This is a genomic window from Cognatundibacterium luofuense, assembly GCF_018139685.1.
Lineage (GTDB): Bacteria > Pseudomonadota > Gammaproteobacteria > Burkholderiales > Burkholderiaceae_D > Undibacterium > Undibacterium luofuense.
Genome location: NZ_JAGSPN010000002.1, coordinates 109898 through 126631, shown reverse-complemented (window position 1 = coordinate 126631; position 16734 = coordinate 109898). Strand labels below are relative to the sequence as shown.

Sequence of the window (16734 nt, the reverse complement as noted above, 5' to 3'; positions counted from 1 at the left end):
AGAGTAGCTGAGTGATTGGTTTGTTCAGGAATGGTGTGCATTTGCGCCCGCCTGTACTGTATCAGGTTGTCACGGCGAGCCAGCGCTACTTTAATCTTTCACGAGAGGATTTTGTATGCGTAGCCAGGTAGGACAAAATCAGCGCGAGTATGTACTCAGCGATGATGAAACCATCGTTTCAAAAACAGATCTTTCCGGCAATATTACCTATGCCAACGACGATTTCGTTCGTATCAGTGGCTTCTCCCTGCAAGAGCTGATAGGCTCGCCGCAGAATATTGTCCGGCATCCTGATATGCCCCGCGAAGCCTTCGCAGATTTATGGCGAACTATTCAGGGCGGACATTCGTGGCATGGGCTGGTAAAAAATCGTTGTAAAAATGGTGATTTTTACTGGGTAGAAGCCACTGCTGCTCCGTTGACGAAAAACGGAAAAATCGTGGGATATACCTCTGTGCGGGTTAAACCGGATCCGGTACAGGTCGCAGCCGCTGATGCAGCTTATGCAGCGATAAAGTCCGGCAGCCCGGGATTGTTTATTCGGGATGGCAGAGTGCATAGTCACAGCACCTTACAAAAAATCCGTGATAAATTTTCTCTGCCAATACACAGTGTTTTGCGTATTTACGCTGTTTTTTCAGCCTTCTTTTTGTTGCTATTCGGATGGCAGGTACAGGCATGGCAAAGTGGCCTGCAAATGCTGACGATCGGACTGGGTTTAATCACCAGCGGCATTTTTACCGTCAGTGTCCATCGTTTGATTGCGGGACAGGTCGGACAGTTGCGGCATCATATACAGGCAATGAGTGCCGGTGATTTGTCTCAGCCTATTGCAGTGCATGGTCGGCATGAAATCAGTGAACTTGCGCAATCATTGCGTGTTCTGCAAACCAACATGAAATTGCTGATCGGACAGATTAAACAGAGCAGTGGTCATGTACATGCAATCGGCAGCGATGTCAGTGAATGCAGCGGTGAACTTGCTCAGCATACGGAGTCGCAAAAAGGTTCACTTGAACAAACGGCCAGTTCGATGGAGCAAATTACGGTGGCGGTTCAGCACAATGCGGCTAATTCGCGTGAAGCCAGTGAGGTAGCAATTCGCTCCGCTGGTCTGGCAGATACCAGTGGTCGTGCTGTACAAAAAGTCGTGCAAACGATGGGAGCAATCCGTCATAGTTCGTCACGCATTGCCGATATTATTTCTGTTATCGATGGTATTGCATTTCAGACCAATATTCTTGCGCTAAACGCTGCAGTTGAAGCTGCCCGTGCGGGAGATCAGGGGCGCGGTTTTTCTGTTGTTGCAAGCGAGGTAAGAGCTCTTGCACAGCGCAGCGCCAGCGCAGCGAAAGAAATTAAAGAGCTGATTCAGCATTCGGTGGAGCAGGTTGAGCAAGGTGCTGAGCTGGTTGATGAGGCGGGGCAGAGCATGGATGAACTCGTCAGTGGTGTCAAAAAAGTCGCTGCTCTGATGCAGGAGTTCACAGTCTCAACCCAGGAGCAAAGTCTGGGGATAAGCACGGTGAATCAGTCAGTAATCGAAATCGATGAAATGACACAGCAAAACATGCAGATTGTTTCCGCAGCGACATATTCTGCTGAAAAACTGGAAGAAGAAGTGAGTGTATTACGAGATCTGGTCAACGCGTTTGAACTGACTACGCAACAGAATTCAGTGATTCAGATGCAGCCAAGAATGCGTCGTGTATCTCAGGAACAGAGTGGAACTGCATTGCAGCCTGTTTTGCAAAGGCAAATCGAGAAATCCCGTTGATAAGTCTGATTTAAATCTCGTCCGTGTGCTAAAAAATGTCGGGAAGATGCCGGGCTTGATGCCCGGCATTTTTATTGTCACCGTGCTTAACCCACGGCAAAATAGCTGAATAAGAAATTTCCTGAAGAGAATATATGGAATGGCTCGCATATCCCGTGATTTTACTGGCATTGATCACATTGTTTACCCGTGAAGTCATTGCACCAGCGTCTGGTAATGCTTGCGATAAACGCTGGCAGATTCTTTCATTCAGTCTTGCTGCTGTATCTGGGGTTGCATCGCTTCTTGTCGGCTGGTTGCTGTCTGCGTGGCGGGGCTTTGCTTTGATTCCGTTAGGTGGTGAGATTCCGGACGTGCTGCTCGGATTTTTATGTTTCTTAAGTACCAGCTTTATTTTCTACTGGTGGCATCGAGCAACACATGCATCTGATTTTCTGTGGAGGCATGTCCACCAGTTACACCATTCCGCTCTGAGAATTGAGTCACTTACCGCTTTTTTTGCCCACCCGCTGGAAACAGCCGCTGCAACAATGATGTCTTGCTTCAGCAGTTATCTGTTATTCGGTGCAACGCCAATCGCAGCGACCTGGGCGCTGATTATGACGGGTCTGTTTGATTTATATCTGCACTCTGATACCCGCTCGCCGCACTGGCTCGGCTACTTTATCCAGCGTCCGGAGATGCACAGAGTACATCATGCTTGGGGGCATCATGCCCAGAATTATGGCTTGCCGCTATGGGACATGCTGTTTGGCACCTGGAATAATACGGAGCAGTGGGTTGAAAAAGTCGGATTTGATCCCGAAAAATCCGGCCGCATCAACGATATGCTGTGTGGCCGGGATGTGCATCAGACTTGAGCGCTGATCAGAGTTAACGGTTTGACGGTACTATGGATTTTGCTGCTTCGCGCTGTACCAGATAAACACTGAGTAAAACAATTGCCATGCCTGTCAGTGCTGGTGCAGCCAGTTTCTGGTCAAGAATGACCCAGCCGAGAATCGTGGCAACCACCGGACTGAGCAATGCCAGTGAAGAAGACGCAGCCAGCGGCAGCTTTTGTATGCCGCGTATCCACAGAACATAGGCCAGTAATGCGCCAAAACCGGAGAGGTAACTGTAACCTGCGATTTGCTGCAGACTCAGTGCCGGCAGCGCAGGTTCCAGCAGCAACGCGAGCGGTAAAAGCATCAGACCACCGAGTGCGCATTGCCAGCCAGTCAGTGCAATCACGGACATCGGTGGTTGCCAGCGGCGCACCAGAAACGCACCTGCCGACACACAGCAAACACCCGCAAAAGCAGCAATGACACCGGTAAGGTCCCATTGCATTCCCGGAGCCCACAACAGCATTGCCATGCCTGGTAAACCCAGCAGCGCAACAGAGATCATTCGCCAGCCCGGAGAGCGGCGGTTCGCCAGACTTGCCAGTGCCATGGTGATTAATGGTTGTAGTGCGCCGAAAATCGCCGCCAGACCACCGGGCAGACGATATGCTGCGATGAACAGCAGAGCCTGAAAAATTCCGATATTCAGAGCGGCCAGTATTCCCAGCTTCAGCCACCACCCGCGTGGAGGCATTGATCGAGCCCACGCCAGCAGAATCAGTCCGGCAGGTAACACCCGGATGACAGCCGCTGTGAACGGACGGTCCGGCGGTAATACCTGTGTGGTCAGGATATAGGTGGTTCCCCAAAGCATTGGGGCAATTGCGGTCAGTAAAGTGTCGCGCAGATAGTGAGAGTTCTGTTGCATGTATTTATCTCGCATTCAAGATAAATCGCATGATAGGGTGTATTTATCTTGAATTCAAGATAAACTGCACTGAAAATATGAAACTGAGAAAAATTGTGATGTATTTTCCGGTTTAGTGATGCCGTAACCTTCCGCGTTTCAGTTATTGGAGTGACTATGTCTGATACCGAAAAAAGTAATCTGCCAGATGATGCCGTTGACCGTATTCTTGATCAGTGGCACTGCGAAAGACCGGATCTGGACGTCAGTGCGATGGGTGTGCTGGGCAGGCTCGCACGTACCGGCGCACTGGTTCAGAAACAGCTGACGATTGTTTTTGCCGACTATGAGCTCAGCCACTGGGAGTTTGATGTGCTCGCCACCTTGCGCCGTTCGGGGCAGCCATACCGGTTGTCGCCAACAGCTTTATTCTCGTCTCTGATGCTCAGCTCAGGAACAATGACCCGACAGTTGCAGCAACTGGAAAACCGAGGGCTGATTGAGCGCGTGCCTAATCCGGCAGATGCACGTTCTATGCTTGTTCAGCTCAGTACCAGCGGATTTTCGATGATAGAAAAGGTTGTGGCAGCTCATGTTGAGAATCAGCACCGCATCTTACAGGGGCTGGATGCCGATGCCTGCAGGCAATTAGATTCCGGGTTGAGGCAATTATTGCTGTTACTGGAATCGCGGTTTCCGTTACATCAGCCATGACTTCTCTGCGTAGCCGGATTGTCACATCTGTGGTTAATTTTTGTTAAACATCCCGCCTTGCTGATACATGCTTCCTGCTGTTGTTTATGCTGAAAGCAATAAATCATTTTTACGGTTTTTCCGGTGATCCGTAAATCAGAGTGTTTGGCGGAGATATGCTGTTATTTCAATCATCGAACGGTTTACTTCAGGCAGCTCGCCAGGGTTTGCAGAAACTACACAGATTATGTGTACTTGCCGCTATAACGTTTGCAATGACTGTGCATACGGCGCAGGCAGAATGCGGTAATTTTCAGCTGGCGTTCTATGAGCTGGGTGCTTTGTATTTTAAAGCGCCGCAAGGTGGATATGCCGGCATTGATAAAGACGTTATTGATGAGCTGAGTAAGCGCAGTGGTTGTCAGTTTCAGACCGTACTGGAATCAAGAGTGAGAATCTGGCACCAGATGAGTCAGCAGACGCTGGATGTAACGGTCTCAGGAATTGCGACGCCGGAGCGCGAAAAGTTTGCGCGGTTCATCCCCTATTTTACAACGCGTAATTTTCTGCTTTTGTCTTCGTCTGCACCTGCGCGCGCGCATAGTCCTGAAGGATTTCTTTCGGAACCAAATTTGCGGGTTGCTGTAGTTAAAAGTTTTCGGCACGGAGCCTTATATGACACGTGGCTTGCCAAATTACGTGAGCAAAACCGTGTTGAGGAAGCTGCTGATTTTGACAGTGTCGTCAGGTTGTTTATGGCGAAACGTGTTGATGCATTTCTTGCGTTGCCGACTAGCCTGGAACCTTTGCGTCGGAAAGAACTGGCGAACAGCTTTATAGTGCTTGACTGGGCGCCATTTGATGAAGTCCGGCACGGACTGGTTTTGTCGCGTAACCGCGTTCCCTTACCTGTGATGGAATTGATGCGGCGTGAAATCCGTAATATGCATGAGGACGGCACTCTTGAAAAAATATATGCCCGTTATGTCGGCGCCGAACAGGCGAAATACCTGTTGCTGAAGACAACTGAATAGTGATGGTTGCCAGTGTTTCGTAAAAAGCCGGAAACAAACTTTGTTTGCTTCCGGTTTTTTTATTTTCCCTGATCAGAACTTATGTTCATAGCTCAGGTTGATCTGACGAGCGCGTTCATTTTGTGTTCGTGTACTGCTGATGAAGCCAGGTACATTACTGATCGTTGTCTGGTCGGTCATGTTACTGTTGGTGATATTGTTCACTGCCAGACGCAAAGAACTCAGCTTATCAATTTTCCACATTGCATACAGATCTAGTGTGGCAGGTGACTTTACGTATTCCCGGTCAGTCAGACTGATTTGCTGCCAGTGTGCATCCTGCAGGCGTGCATTCATTCCCATCGTCACAGGTAATGCTTTCATCCGGTAATTGACGTTCAGGGTGAACTGATAGGTGTACGGATTCAACTGATTGTATGGTTCAGGGAAGCCTTTTACATCAGACCAGAAGTGAATGTAGGTCATGCTCACGTCCAGATCCGGCGCATCTGTCATGAAGCGTTTTAACGGAAATTGTGTCGATAATTCCAGGCTGGCGCCACGTGCGCTGCCGGCATTCACGAATTTTTTCCACCAGGCGTTATTGTCGAAATACAGGGTTTCGCGATGCAGGTCATTGATCTGCTGAATCTTGGCGCGGGCAGAATAGTTCAGGCCGTCTTTGCCATTATGTTCAAACGCTGTATCCAGACCCCAGGCCAATTCCGGACGCAGGGTAGGGTTGCCAACAAAATTCGGATTCTGAATCGAATTATTGACAGAGTAAATTTTTGGTGACACCAGATAAAAATCGTTTGGTGCCTGATAAGTTCTTGCCAGACCAACGCGGATCCGGTCCGTGTTTTCCGGATTTAACTGCCACATAGTTTGTACGATAGGGCTCAGAACGCTGGTGTTGTAGTCCGATTTTTCCTGCGCAGAACCTTCACTGGCAATGCCCAGTGTTTCCCAGCGCAGACCCAGATACAGCGAGGAATTTTTCTGGAATTTCCATTCATCCTGCGCGTAAATCGCGGCTTTTGTTAATTCATTGCGTGCATTCTGCGGCAGGAAAACAGCGGCGCCATTTGCAGGAATATCGGTCTGATCTCGATCGATATTGACAACAGTGCGTGACCCCGTCCATCCGACCACGATATCGTGTTCCGCATTCGTCGGAAAGCTGACTTTACCACTGGTATGTCCGCCGAGCACCCGTACTCTGGTGTCGTAGTTCCGGTCAAAACTGAGTTTGCCGTCCGGTGCAAAGTTGCTGGAAGTTTGCCCGTTATTCATACGATTGGCGTGGAAGCCACCGGAAATATCCAGCTTGATATCGTTGTCCAGGCTGGCCATCGCACGCAGCGTACTGTTCAGGCTGGTGCGGTTATTGGTGTCGTGATACTTGATACTGGCGATATCAAGCACTGGGCCCTGCAAAAACTGATAAACCTTGCCGGAATCTGCTTCACCATTTGCGTGGGCAAACATGGTGGTAGAAATCAGATTGATATTATTTGCTGTCTTGTATGTGAAGCGCGGAACAATGCGTATATCGCGGTCTGACATACGTTTGTCCATGCTGGAATTGTATTGCTGCAAAACTTTGCCGTTATTGTCAGCAATGGATTGCTCGGTCAGTGTTGTACGCGGAATGCTGCTGCCAACATTGTTCAGTGATGCGGTTACTGCGACATTGTGTGACAGATTTCCGTTTTTGCCCGAATCATTAAATTCAACTGTACCTTGTTCGCGCTGGTTATAGCCCGCTGTCAGCTTGACAGAACGCATAGGCTGACTGGTAGCTGCAGAACGTTTTAAGATGATATTCACAGTACCGCCTACCGCCTGAGTGCTGAACTGTGCATTGGCGGTACGGTAGATTTCGATGCGGTCTATCATTTGCATCGGAATATCTTCTACGTTCACGCCACGCGGAGGTTCGCCGTCAATCAGTACCTGGGTGTAATTTGCATTTAAACCTGCCAGCTGAATTTTATTGTTGTTAACCTGCACGCCCGGTACTTTACGCATTGCATCAAAAATGTTGGTATCGCCGAATTTCACCAGATCTGCATTGGAAATGATGGTCCGTGCTGCAGCTTCCTGACGCGCTGCCTGCACTTCGCCACGTGCCTGTACTTCCACCTTTTGCGGCTCTTGTTTGCCCTCAGCCTTCACCGCCGGTGCAGACTGTGGCGTCGGCGCTTGCTGCGCATGTGCGCTGACAACCAGAACATTGGATAACAACAGGGTCAGAACTGAACTCATCGGGTATTGCATTGTTAGTCTCCGTATTGACTGCTGACTGTGCAGCGGTGAATAAAATGTTTTGCGTCTTCAACGGAGCGAACTATATCGGCGCGCATTCAGGCTGAAATCCGGTTTGCGATGAAATGCCGGATTTATGGCGTGAAATGCTTTTTTTGTGTCGGTTTGTATTGTTAAGTGGTGTTTTGTATTGCAGTAATCTGCACATGAAATCTCGTTCATCGGAATCCGGTAACTGAGTAAAGGAGTGCGCTTTTTGTCAGATTCACTTACATTTTTTGTGTTGGTTATGGCACAGCCAGATGGGTAAAATCAGGCCGTTCAGGTATCTCTCTGCCAACTCATTACCCGGTTGCCATCAGCAACGCCTTTTCTGAAAGTTACCGATGCCACGTTGTCCGCATTGTTCCCGTTCGTTATTGATTGCGGACGTGCGAAGAGTCGTGCTGAAGCCTGCTTCAGGCTGGCAGCCGCCACACTTGTCATTGCCGAAATGTCCGTGGTGTCAGGGGGAGATTCGTCCCGGGCGGCTCTGGCTGGTGCGTTTGGTGCTGGTGACCGGTATTTTGCTGGGCTTCTCTTTCGTCATGCTATTACTGATCGCATGGCCGGAACTCAGCAATTTTTTACCGGAATTGAATAGGGGGACTCTGATTGTGTTATTTAGTGCAGCAGTCGTGCTTCCGTTTTTACTCGCGAAATCACTGGTACGTTACGAAAAAGTACTTCCGTTCGAACATCAACATGAACATCAGCAGCCAGCAGAGGACGCAGACCGATGAATACAACGATGGCAGTGTGCGAAAGCTGTGGTCAGCCGCTGGATTCGGAAACATCCGTTTGCCGTGCCTGTGATCAGCACTTGCAACCTGCAATTCCCGATGGTCAGTACCATTGCCCGCAATGTCACGGAGGCTTTGATAAGCCAGTAATGGCGAACTGGCCACCACATGCAAAGTGGTACAAACCTTCGCATTTATGTGAGAGTTGCCCGCATTGCGGAACTTTTCTGACAGACCGCTACCGCGCTGACATTCCAAAGTGGGAAATGGCGCTGATGATTTTGTGGATATGTGTATTCTGGTTTACCCATAAAACGATGCTGTTTGTGGTTTACGTACCCTGGATGATCACGGTTCTTTACCGGAATTACCGTGCAAGAAAATCTGTCAGCGATCCTGCTGCGCGATACAAGCGGAAAGCCTCAGTGGGCGAAGCTGCCTGATACAGTCTCTGCAGGTGTCAGGCAGTCTTCATAAGCGACATTACGCTCCGGTTCCGCCCTTTGATTTATCCAAAAAAAGAATAAATCGCATTCAATTTTGGTATTTGACCAGATAAATAAGCTGGTGCATGCTCATTCTTATACAGAAAACGCGGATTCTTCTGCGCTGAATTGAATTAAGAAAGAGGTCAGGCATGCCCCAATACCGTTCCCGTACAACTACGCATGGTCGCAATATGGCTGGTGCGCGCGCTTTGTGGCGTGCTACCGGTATGACCGATGCGGACTTCAATAAACCGATTATCGCTGTTGTGAATTCCTTCACCCAGTTCGTGCCGGGTCATGTGCATCTGAAAGATCTGGGGCAGATGGTTGCGCGTGAAATTGAAGCGGTGGGTGGCGTGGCCAAAGAATTCAACACGATTGCCGTGGATGACGGTATTGCGATGGGGCACGGCGGCATGCTGTACTCGCTGCCTTCACGTGAACTGATTGCTGATTCCGTGGAATACATGGTCAATGCCCATTGCGCTGATGCGATGGTCTGTATTTCCAACTGCGACAAAATCACGCCCGGTATGCTGATGGCGGCCATGCGTCTGAATATTCCGGCGGTGTTTGTCTCCGGTGGCCCGATGGAAGCCGGTAAAGTGATTGATGTCTTCCATCCGGCCAATCAGCCCGCAACACAGGCGGTCAGCATTGTGAAAAAGCTGGATCTGGTGGACGCCATGATCAAAGCGGGTGATACCACCGTCAGCGATGAAGAAGTGAGCCGGATTGAACGTTCTGCCTGCCCGACTTGCGGTTCCTGCTCCGGCATGTTCACTGCGAATTCGATGAATTGTCTGACCGAAGCACTGGGTTTGTCACTGCCGGGCAATGGCACGACACTGGCGACCCATGCAGACCGCCGCGAATTATTTTTGCAGGCAGGCCGCTTGGTGGTCGATCTGGCGCGTCGTTACTATGAACAGGACGATGCCAGCGTCCTGCCGCGTTCGATTGCGACCAAAACCACCTTTGAAAACGCGATGGCGCTGGACGTTGCGATGGGCGGTTCTACCAATACCGTGCTGCATTTGCTGGCAGCAGCACATGAAGCCGGTGTCGATTTCACGATGGCCGACATCGACCGCATTTCACGCAAAGTGCCGTGCCTGTGCAAAGTGGCGCCGATGACCGACAAATACCATATCGAAGATGTACACCGTGCCGGTGGCATTATGTCGATTCTTGGTGAACTCGCACGCGCAGGACTGATCGACACCAGCCGTCCTACCGTACACAGCGCCACCATGGCAGATGCGATTGCGAAATACGATATCACCGTGACCAGTGACGAAGCGATTAAACACTTTTACCGCGCTGCACCGGGTGGCGTGCCGACGCAGGAAGCGTTCTCGCAGGACAAGCGTTTTGATAACGCCGATACCGACCGCGAAAACGGATGTATCCGTGACCGTGCCCATGCGTATTCGCAGGATGGCGGCCTCGCCGTGCTGTACGGCAATCTGGCCGAAAAAGGCTGCATCGTGAAAACCGCCGGTGTGGATGAAAGTATTCTGAAATTCAGTGGCAAAGCCCGCGTATTTGAAAGTCAGGACGACGCAGTCGCCGGCATTCTCGGCGATACCGTGCATGAAGGCGATGTCGTCATCATTCGCTACGAAGGCCCGAAAGGTGGCCCGGGTATGCAGGAAATGTTGTATCCGACTTCCTACATCAAATCCAAAGGACTCGGTAAAGCCTGTGCCTTGTTCACCGATGGCCGCTTTTCCGGTGGCTCCTCTGGTCTGGTGATTGGTCATGCCTCGCCGGAAGCAGCGGAAGGTGGTGCGATTGGTCTGGTGCAGGAAGGCGATATGATCGACATCGATATTCCGGCCCGTACCATTCAGTTACGTATCAGCGATGAAGAGCTGGCAGCGCGTCGTGCCGCGATGGAAGCCCGTGGCGATGCTGCATGGCAGCCGGAAAACCGTAAACGTTATGTCTCGCAAGCGCTGCAAGCCTACGCCGCGCTGGCAACCTCCGCTGACCGTGGCGCGGTACGTGACATCAGCCAGTTACGCCGCCGTTAAGATTTTGTTTTGCTCTGTTGTTCCAGTGTCCGGGGAGCTTAGGCTCCCCTTTTTTTGCGTTGAAAATCGCTGAGCATAAACGAAGCGTTACCGAACCTGCCCCCCCCCCCGAAGTCGTCTGCAGACAGAAATTGCCTGAAAATGCCTGAAATGCGGTGTTCAGCACAGCTTTTTTGCCGTTTTTAGCGGACGTCCGCGAAAACAGTGGCTAAGCGGGCAGGGGTGTTTTGGCGTAAATGCGGTGTTCTGCACAATGCCCGTGCTTGTCGCGTGCGTCCCACAAGAGCGGGCAGAAGCGGACTTACAGCCGGAATTTGCTTGTAAGGCAATCTTGTTTTACCGGAAACTGCTTTCCTGACCGGTATGCGGCGTGTTGTGCGCGGCAGGAAACAGGAGGCTGAGATGGCGTTGGGCATGGGATGGAAGAAAGGCTGGCTGGCGGGGCTGGCGCTGCTGGCGGGACAGGTCGCTGCACAGACGGTGTCCGGTGCGCCGCTGACGATACAGATTATTTACCGCGATGCGCAGCAACTGGAAGTCAGTTACGCGCCGCAGCAAGTTTGCCAGCGCTTACGACTGAGCAAAGAGAACCGTGATGGCGAAGGCTTGCGGGATGGCTGGCAGGCGCTGAACGATTGCGCACGGCTGGAAGGCGATCAGATTGTGTGGAAGCAGGCGGCAAATGCTGCAAATTGTGTTGCGCGTTTTGCGGTGCCGGTCACAAAAAAGGTGTATCACCATTACCAGCCCGCTTTGCCGCTGGGACAAGCTGTGTTGCTGCATACCTCGAATTATGCGGTCGATCATGCCTGCGGTGACTCGCGTTACGTGCTGAATGCGCCTGCTGTGGCCACCGGCGGTCAGGCCGTGCCTGCGCAACTGGTGCTGGATACCGATGTTAAAGAGCGTGACAGTCAGCCTGCCTTAATGCTGCCGGATGCAGCTGTCCGCTTCGAAGGCACGCCGTTTTACGCTGATCCGGATGTGCCGCAAACCACGGTTGCGCTGATAAGGGACGTGGCAGATCACACCGTGCAGTATTTGCGTGAACAGCTGCCTTCAGTGCCATTCCGCATGCCAATGATTGCAGCGGCGTCCATCCGTGACGGCGGGCCGACTTACTTCAACGGGAATGCGCAGGAAATTTTACAACTGGCATTTTTTAACTGGCCGCTGACGATGGACGACGGTGGTCAGCGCACGATTTCGCAGTTTGTCGCGCATGAATTCAGTCACCGGTTTCAGATCTATCCGGCGGGCAGCGCCAGTTATGCAGAAGAGCGTTTGATCCACGAAGGCGGCGCAGAATTTTTACGCTGGATGACCAGCATTAAAACGGGCTGGCTCAGTCCGCAGCAAGCGGCGGCTGATGTGGACAATGCGCTGGCGAAATGCCTGATCAGCGCCGGCCAGCGTTCGCTGCGCAGTTTATCCCGCGCGGAAGTGGATAACGGGCGCATTGGCTATGTGTGCGGCTTGCCTGCTTACGTGTATGCCATCGCGGGCAGTACCGAAATTACACCAGCGCTTAAGCGCTTAGATCATTATTACCGCCAGTTGCAGCAATCCGGCAGCGCAGATTTTGCAGCGATGCTGGAGTGCGATGGCAAAGCCGATTGCCAGCTACGCTGGTTACCGCAATTGTTGCGCTCTGAGCAAACCATCTCCGCTGTCTGGCAGCACTGGCTCAGGGCTTCACCTCTGGCCGTCAGCGCCGCGCCGACGGCGGATCAACAGCAGGAAATGCTGATCAGCGCAATCGGACAACTGATGCGCGAAGATTGCAGCGGCATGCGTGATGTCTATCCGCAGAAAGACAAAATTGTCCTCAGCGGTTTGCCGCAATGTCAGCGTTTGCGCGCGGAAGTCAGCGTCACACAGATTGAAGGTTTGCCGTACAGCGGCGATCAGCGCACACTGCAAGCGATGGTGAACGCCTGCCGTGAACGTCAGGAAGTGCGGCTGGGACTGGAGCAGGGACAGACGCTGACGTTGCAATGTCGGCAGCCGATGACGGTGTTGTCTGCATTCTTTCAATTGCAAGCCAGTGCGGCGCTGAAAGTTTTGCAGCCCTGAACCTGCCGCCAGCGTAGTTTCGGCTGTCTGCAGGACGGTGAATGCCTGAAAAATGCTGAAATGCGGTGTTCAGCACAGGTTTTTCACGATTTTTTGCGGATGTCGGCGAAAACAGTGGCGCAGCGGGCAGGGGCATTTTGGCGCAAATGCGGCATTCTGCATAAGCGCATCGCTTGCCGGAATCGGTGTGGATGCGCCGGTTCGGCAGTAAAGCTGTCAGAGAAAATTGGATACTGCGCTGGCTGACTGGTCAGTTTCCTCGAAAAAACAGTGGTTTCCGGTTGAAAAATCGCCTCTCGTTTATACTTGCTGTTTTGCTGCTTTCCGCTGTGACTTGTCTGCATTGGCGCTACAACGGGAATCTGCAGCCGCTATCTGAAAAATATTGTGAGTTTGTCTATGTCTGAAACCGTGGCGTCTGCCGCAAACAGTGCGCAGGATCTGGTCTTTGTCGAATCCTGCCGCCTGCCTACCCGCTGGGCTGAATTTCAAATGCATGCGTTTTTTGAAGCATCGACCGGTAAAGAACACGTGGTACTGACGCTGGGAAATGTGGCGGACGGCGAACCGGTATTGTCCCGTATCCACTCTGAATGTCTGACTGGCGATGCCTTGTTCAGCGCCCGCTGCGATTGCGGCCCGCAACTGGAAACCGCGCTGCAGCGGATCGCAGAAGCCGGACGCGGTGCTTTGTTCTATCTGCGTCAGGAAGGGCGCGGCATTGGCTTGCTGAACAAAGTCCGTGCATATCACTTGCAGGATCAGGGTGCAGATACCGTGGAAGCCAATCAGAAACTCGGCTTCGCCGCCGACCTGCGTCATTACGGACTGGTTGAGCCTATGGTGCGCCATCTCGGCATCACTGCTTTGCGTCTGATGACGAATAACCCGCGCAAACTGGCGGCGATGCAAGGTTTGAATGTGACCGTCAGCGAACAAGTCCCGATCATCGCAGGCCGCAACCCGCACAATGAACGTTACCTGAGTACCAAAGCCGAAAAGCTCGGTCATTTGTTCAGCGCCGAGGCGGACGAATAAATCAAATATAAAAATGCGGAGTAAATGCGGAGTTAGGCTCCGCATTTTGTTTTTCAGCATGACAAAACACGTGCTAAAACCCGTGTTGTCTTCAACTTCCGAGGGGACGATTTGACACAGTTCCGTATCCGCCTGCCGCAAGCACACGACTGGCCCGCCTTGAGGCAGTTATTTTTAGAATCCCGGATTGCTGCATTTCACTGGACCGACATCCGTCGTTTTCAGTTGCAGGATCTGGATGCGCAAACCAGCGATGAAGATATCCTGCTGGCCGAAGATGCACGGGGACAGCTTGCCGGATTCATTTCTGTGCAATCAGAATCACGCTTCATCCACCATCTTTACGTCGCTGCCACACATCAGCGACTCGGTATCGGTGCAGCTTTACTGCAGCAATTACCGCAATGGCAGCAAGAACCCTGGCAGTTAAAATGCCTGCAACTCAATCAGCCCGCAGTGAATTTTTATATGGCACAAGGTTTTTCTGTGATGGAAAGCGGTGATTGCGATGATGGTGCTTACTGGCTGATGCAATTACCGACAAACTGAATGTTTGTTGATATCATGGCATGATAAAAATTCTTCAGAGGAATACATCATGCCAATGGTATATCTGATCGAAGGTCCTGTCGGAGCCGGTAAGTCAAGGTTTTCGGCACAACTGGCAAACGAAAAGCAGGCAGTCCATCTGGCGCTGGATCAATGGTTTGTGGCCTTGTTCAGCCCGGATCGTCCGCAAACGGATGTGGTGAACTGGTATCTGGCACGTAAAGAGCGTTTATTGCAAACCTTGTGGTGGCATGCGCAGCAGATCCTCGCCAGCGGTCAAGACGTGATTCTGGAAATGGGCTTAATTCAGGCGGAACAGCGACAAGCGTTTTGCCGTCAGATCATCGCAGCGGGTTTTCCTTTGACAATGCATGTGCTGGAAGCATCGCAGGAAGTACGCTGGCAGCGCGTGCAGCAGCGCAATCGTGAGTGGGGACCGACTTATGCGATGCAAGTGACAGAGACGGTTTTTGAAATCGCGAGTCAGATGTGGCAGGCGCCGGATGAAGATGAGTGCCGCGAGTTCGATATCCGGTTTTATTTTAGCGAACACGAACGGACATAATCTTGTCGGTCTGGACATCACGATTTCGCGCTTGTGATTACTCAGATAGTGCGTGACATACCTTTGTTTTATGCCGTTTGGTCATTTGGTTATTAAACTTTTTTATTGGATGCGTCATGTACAGAGAAACTTGTCCTTGCTGTGACGTACGTTTTCCCTTTTTTGGTCCGAAAATGCTGGTGATGAATCCGCGCAGCTTTCGAAGTCGTGTTGAGTATGAGTGCCCGGCGTGCGCATGTCGTTTGGAACGGCGCTACTCTGCGGCAGAAAAGCTTCTGGAAACCGGTACGTCGCTAGGAATGCTGGCGAGTTGCGTTCTGTCCATTTTCAAAACGACTTTTCAGTTGCCGTCAGAAATACTGATTGCAACGATGAGTCTGGCAGTCGTTGGCTATCTGCTAATTCTTCGCAATGAATGCGTCAAACAACGTTTTTTTCATCTTCAGGACAGCTGACTCTGTATGCATCTTCGCCCCCAGAATCCCGCCTCCGCCGAAGAAATTACACTGATTGCAATCCGTATGCACGATACGCTGATTGAGGTGGAAGGTGAGGCGCGCGGAGCTGCGATGTACACGCGGCGTGGCTGGAAAGCAGAGTGCGCTGGCATCTGGATGTGGCGCAGCTTCAAAAGCTGTTAATTTAAGTTCTATTCTTAGTAGGGCGATAGCTGGATATCCAGGGATGGTCGCTAGTGTGGTGGCAAGTGCGGCAGCGTCCAGCGGTCAAATTATGATTTTATTAAATTGTAGGTGATAGTTTTATGCCCAATAAACTCACATTGTTCATGTTTTTTTTACTTCTTGGCGCAATATGTCATGGAACACTCTGGCTGAGGCATAAAAAACTTTCAAAAAAAGAAGGTTTATTTTTGGGTGTGTGTAGCATTGTTGCTTATCTTCTGACTGTGGGCGTTAATATGTTTTATTTTAATTAGATTTGCTCATAATGTCAGAGATATGCATTGATTTGCATCTTCAAAGCAGTACGATATTCATCTGAAGTTTCCGAATCAGGAGTGAAGCGTCAAAAACGACTTGAATCGCCGTAAGTTTCGTGGACACTTTCCAGCCGATCAAAAAATTTCTGTGCAGCTATCTGCATCAGGCAATTGCTGAGCCCCGGACTTTCTGCCGGCGACCGCCGGATCGCTGTGCTGAAGTCCGCATTTCGGGCGTTTTCAGGCATTCCGAAGCATGCGCAGATGCCAAAGCAAACGCCTGTAATGGGTTTCAGTTTTTAGCGGAAATTTGTTTGTGTATCCGCGGCACTTGCATCAGCGCCGCCGATAAATACACTTTGTGGTATTCGGCGATCATTTCGCCTTGCTGAATGACGGGGTCGGTCGCAGTCAGTTCGCGGGCAGCGTCGATATTATCGACCGCGAAAAAGAACATGCCGCGCCAGCCATCCACGCCATCTGCCGGACCCGCCACCATTAATTTCCCTTCGTTCGCCAGCCGCTTCATATTCGCAAAGTGACCGGCGAACATCGCGTCGCGCTCTTTACCAGCAGGGATTTTGTTCGGGCCGGTTTTCAGAATCACCATCACATAATGGCGCATGCCGATTTTGTCGGCACCGAGCTGTTTTGCCAGTTCCGGTTTGAAATCGGGATTGGCAAGCTGGGCTTCCTGCGCATTCGCAGAAGCAGCGGACAGTGTGCTGCAAAATAAACTCATTAGCAGGGCGCGGCGCATGTTCATTCC

Annotated in this window: 15 protein-coding genes; 12 read left to right on the top strand and 3 right to left on the bottom strand. The window is 51.3% G+C overall.

Features of this window, described 5'->3' with window-relative positions:
• The first annotated feature begins 115 nt into the window (after nt 1-115).
• The gene (locus tag KDM89_RS04030) at nt 116-1777 is read left to right on the top strand and encodes a methyl-accepting chemotaxis protein (RefSeq protein WP_212686672.1); all 1662 of its coding nucleotides are present in this window, start codon (nt 116-118) and stop codon (nt 1775-1777) included.
• A gap of 134 nt (nt 1778-1911) precedes the next feature.
• Complete coding sequence (locus KDM89_RS04025; protein ID WP_212686671.1) at nt 1912-2637, top strand: sterol desaturase family protein; 726 nt, start codon at nt 1912-1914, stop codon at nt 2635-2637.
• Nucleotides 2638-2650: 13 nt separating this feature from the next.
• Here the strand turns inward: KDM89_RS04025 and KDM89_RS04020 are convergent, their stop codons facing one another.
• Nucleotides 2651-3532, bottom strand: a complete 882-nt coding sequence (locus tag KDM89_RS04020) for an EamA family transporter (protein WP_212686670.1) — start codon at nt 3530-3532, stop codon at nt 2651-2653.
• A 156-nt stretch (nt 3533-3688) separates the two neighbouring features.
• Here KDM89_RS04020 and KDM89_RS04015 point away from each other — a divergent pair, with 156 nt between their 5' ends.
• Together KDM89_RS04015 and KDM89_RS04010 are read left to right on the top strand one after the other, a co-directional pair.
• Nucleotides 3689-4225 (top strand): MarR family winged helix-turn-helix transcriptional regulator, encoded by a 537-nt coding sequence (locus KDM89_RS04015; protein ID WP_212686669.1) that lies wholly within the window; start codon nt 3689-3691, stop codon nt 4223-4225.
• 155 nt (nt 4226-4380) lie between these two features.
• The gene (locus KDM89_RS04010; protein ID WP_329604616.1) at nt 4381-5238 is read left to right on the top strand and encodes a substrate-binding periplasmic protein; all 858 of its coding nucleotides are present in this window, start codon (nt 4381-4383) and stop codon (nt 5236-5238) included.
• Nucleotides 5239-5310: 72 nt separating this feature from the next.
• Here KDM89_RS04010 and KDM89_RS04005 read toward each other — a convergent pair whose 3' ends face one another.
• Nucleotides 5311-7500, bottom strand: coding sequence for a TonB-dependent receptor plug domain-containing protein (locus tag KDM89_RS04005; protein ID WP_212686667.1), 2190 nt, complete (start codon nt 7498-7500; stop codon nt 5311-5313).
• A gap of 431 nt (nt 7501-7931) precedes the next feature.
• Between KDM89_RS04005 and KDM89_RS04000 the strand changes: the two genes are divergently transcribed.
• The 8 genes from KDM89_RS04000 (at nt 7932) to KDM89_RS03965 (ending at nt 15666) form a co-directional block, all read left to right on the top strand.
• Nucleotides 7932-8270: a hypothetical protein gene (locus KDM89_RS04000; RefSeq protein ID WP_212686666.1), complete on the top strand. Its 339-nt coding sequence runs from the start codon at nt 7932-7934 to the stop codon at nt 8268-8270.
• Nucleotides 8267-8713: a hypothetical protein gene (locus tag KDM89_RS03995; protein ID WP_212686665.1), complete on the top strand. Its 447-nt coding sequence runs from the start codon at nt 8267-8269 to the stop codon at nt 8711-8713. The genes KDM89_RS04000 and KDM89_RS03995 overlap by 4 nt, the downstream gene beginning before the upstream one ends.
• A 194-nt stretch (nt 8714-8907) precedes the next feature.
• Nucleotides 8908-10797, top strand: a complete 1890-nt coding sequence (ilvD, locus tag KDM89_RS03990) for a dihydroxy-acid dehydratase (protein ID WP_212686664.1) — start codon at nt 8908-8910, stop codon at nt 10795-10797.
• A 402-nt stretch (nt 10798-11199) separates the two neighbouring features.
• The gene (locus tag KDM89_RS03985) at nt 11200-12873 is read left to right on the top strand and encodes a hypothetical protein (protein WP_212686663.1); all 1674 of its coding nucleotides are present in this window, start codon (nt 11200-11202) and stop codon (nt 12871-12873) included.
• A gap of 399 nt (nt 12874-13272) precedes the next feature.
• A complete protein-coding gene (gene ribA, locus KDM89_RS03980) occupies nt 13273-13911 on the top strand; it encodes a GTP cyclohydrolase II (protein WP_212686662.1) in 639 nt (212 codons plus the stop codon).
• 111 nt (nt 13912-14022) lie between these two features.
• A complete protein-coding gene (locus KDM89_RS03975; protein ID WP_212686661.1) occupies nt 14023-14460 on the top strand; it encodes a GNAT family N-acetyltransferase in 438 nt (145 codons plus the stop codon).
• A gap of 4 nt (nt 14461-14464) precedes the next feature.
• A complete protein-coding gene (locus KDM89_RS03970; RefSeq protein WP_329604615.1) occupies nt 14465-15025 on the top strand; it encodes a P-loop nucleotide/nucleoside kinase family protein in 561 nt (186 codons plus the stop codon).
• A 461-nt stretch (nt 15026-15486) separates the two neighbouring features.
• Nucleotides 15487-15666, top strand: coding sequence for a hypothetical protein (locus tag KDM89_RS03965; RefSeq protein ID WP_212686659.1), 180 nt, complete (start codon nt 15487-15489; stop codon nt 15664-15666).
• Nucleotides 15667-16257: 591 nt separating this feature from the next.
• Here KDM89_RS03965 and KDM89_RS03960 read toward each other — a convergent pair.
• Complete coding sequence (locus tag KDM89_RS03960; RefSeq protein WP_212686658.1) at nt 16258-16725, bottom strand: YciI family protein; 468 nt, start codon at nt 16723-16725, stop codon at nt 16258-16260.
• Nucleotides 16726-16734 lie beyond the last annotated feature (9 nt).

Bases quoted from the DNA above. Each gene is read 5' to 3' on its own strand.
- ribA (WP_212686662.1), top strand. From the start codon at position 13,273: ATGTCTGAAACCGTGGCGTCTGCCGCAAACAGTGCGCAGGATCTGGTC.
- KDM89_RS03985 (WP_212686663.1), top strand. From the start codon at position 11,200: ATGGCGTTGGGCATGGGATGGAAGAAAGGCTGGCTGGCGGGGCTGGCG.
- KDM89_RS04030 (WP_212686672.1), top strand. From the start codon at position 116: ATGCGTAGCCAGGTAGGACAAAATCAGCGCGAGTATGTACTCAGCGAT.
- ilvD (WP_212686664.1), top strand. From the start codon at position 8,908: ATGCCCCAATACCGTTCCCGTACAACTACGCATGGTCGCAATATGGCT.
- KDM89_RS04020 (WP_212686670.1), bottom strand. From the start codon at position 3,532: ATGCAACAGAACTCTCACTATCTGCGCGACACTTTACTGACCGCAATT.
- KDM89_RS04015 (WP_212686669.1), top strand. From the start codon at position 3,689: ATGTCTGATACCGAAAAAAGTAATCTGCCAGATGATGCCGTTGACCGT.
- KDM89_RS03965 (WP_212686659.1), top strand. From the start codon at position 15,487: ATGCATCTTCGCCCCCAGAATCCCGCCTCCGCCGAAGAAATTACACTG.
- KDM89_RS04005 (WP_212686667.1), bottom strand. From the start codon at position 7,500: ATGCAATACCCGATGAGTTCAGTTCTGACCCTGTTGTTATCCAATGTT.
- KDM89_RS03960 (WP_212686658.1), bottom strand. From the start codon at position 16,725: ATGCGCCGCGCCCTGCTAATGAGTTTATTTTGCAGCACACTGTCCGCT.
- KDM89_RS04010 (WP_329604616.1), top strand. From the start codon at position 4,381: ATGCTGTTATTTCAATCATCGAACGGTTTACTTCAGGCAGCTCGCCAG.
- KDM89_RS04025 (WP_212686671.1), top strand. From the start codon at position 1,912: ATGGAATGGCTCGCATATCCCGTGATTTTACTGGCATTGATCACATTG.
- KDM89_RS03995 (WP_212686665.1), top strand. From the start codon at position 8,267: ATGAATACAACGATGGCAGTGTGCGAAAGCTGTGGTCAGCCGCTGGAT.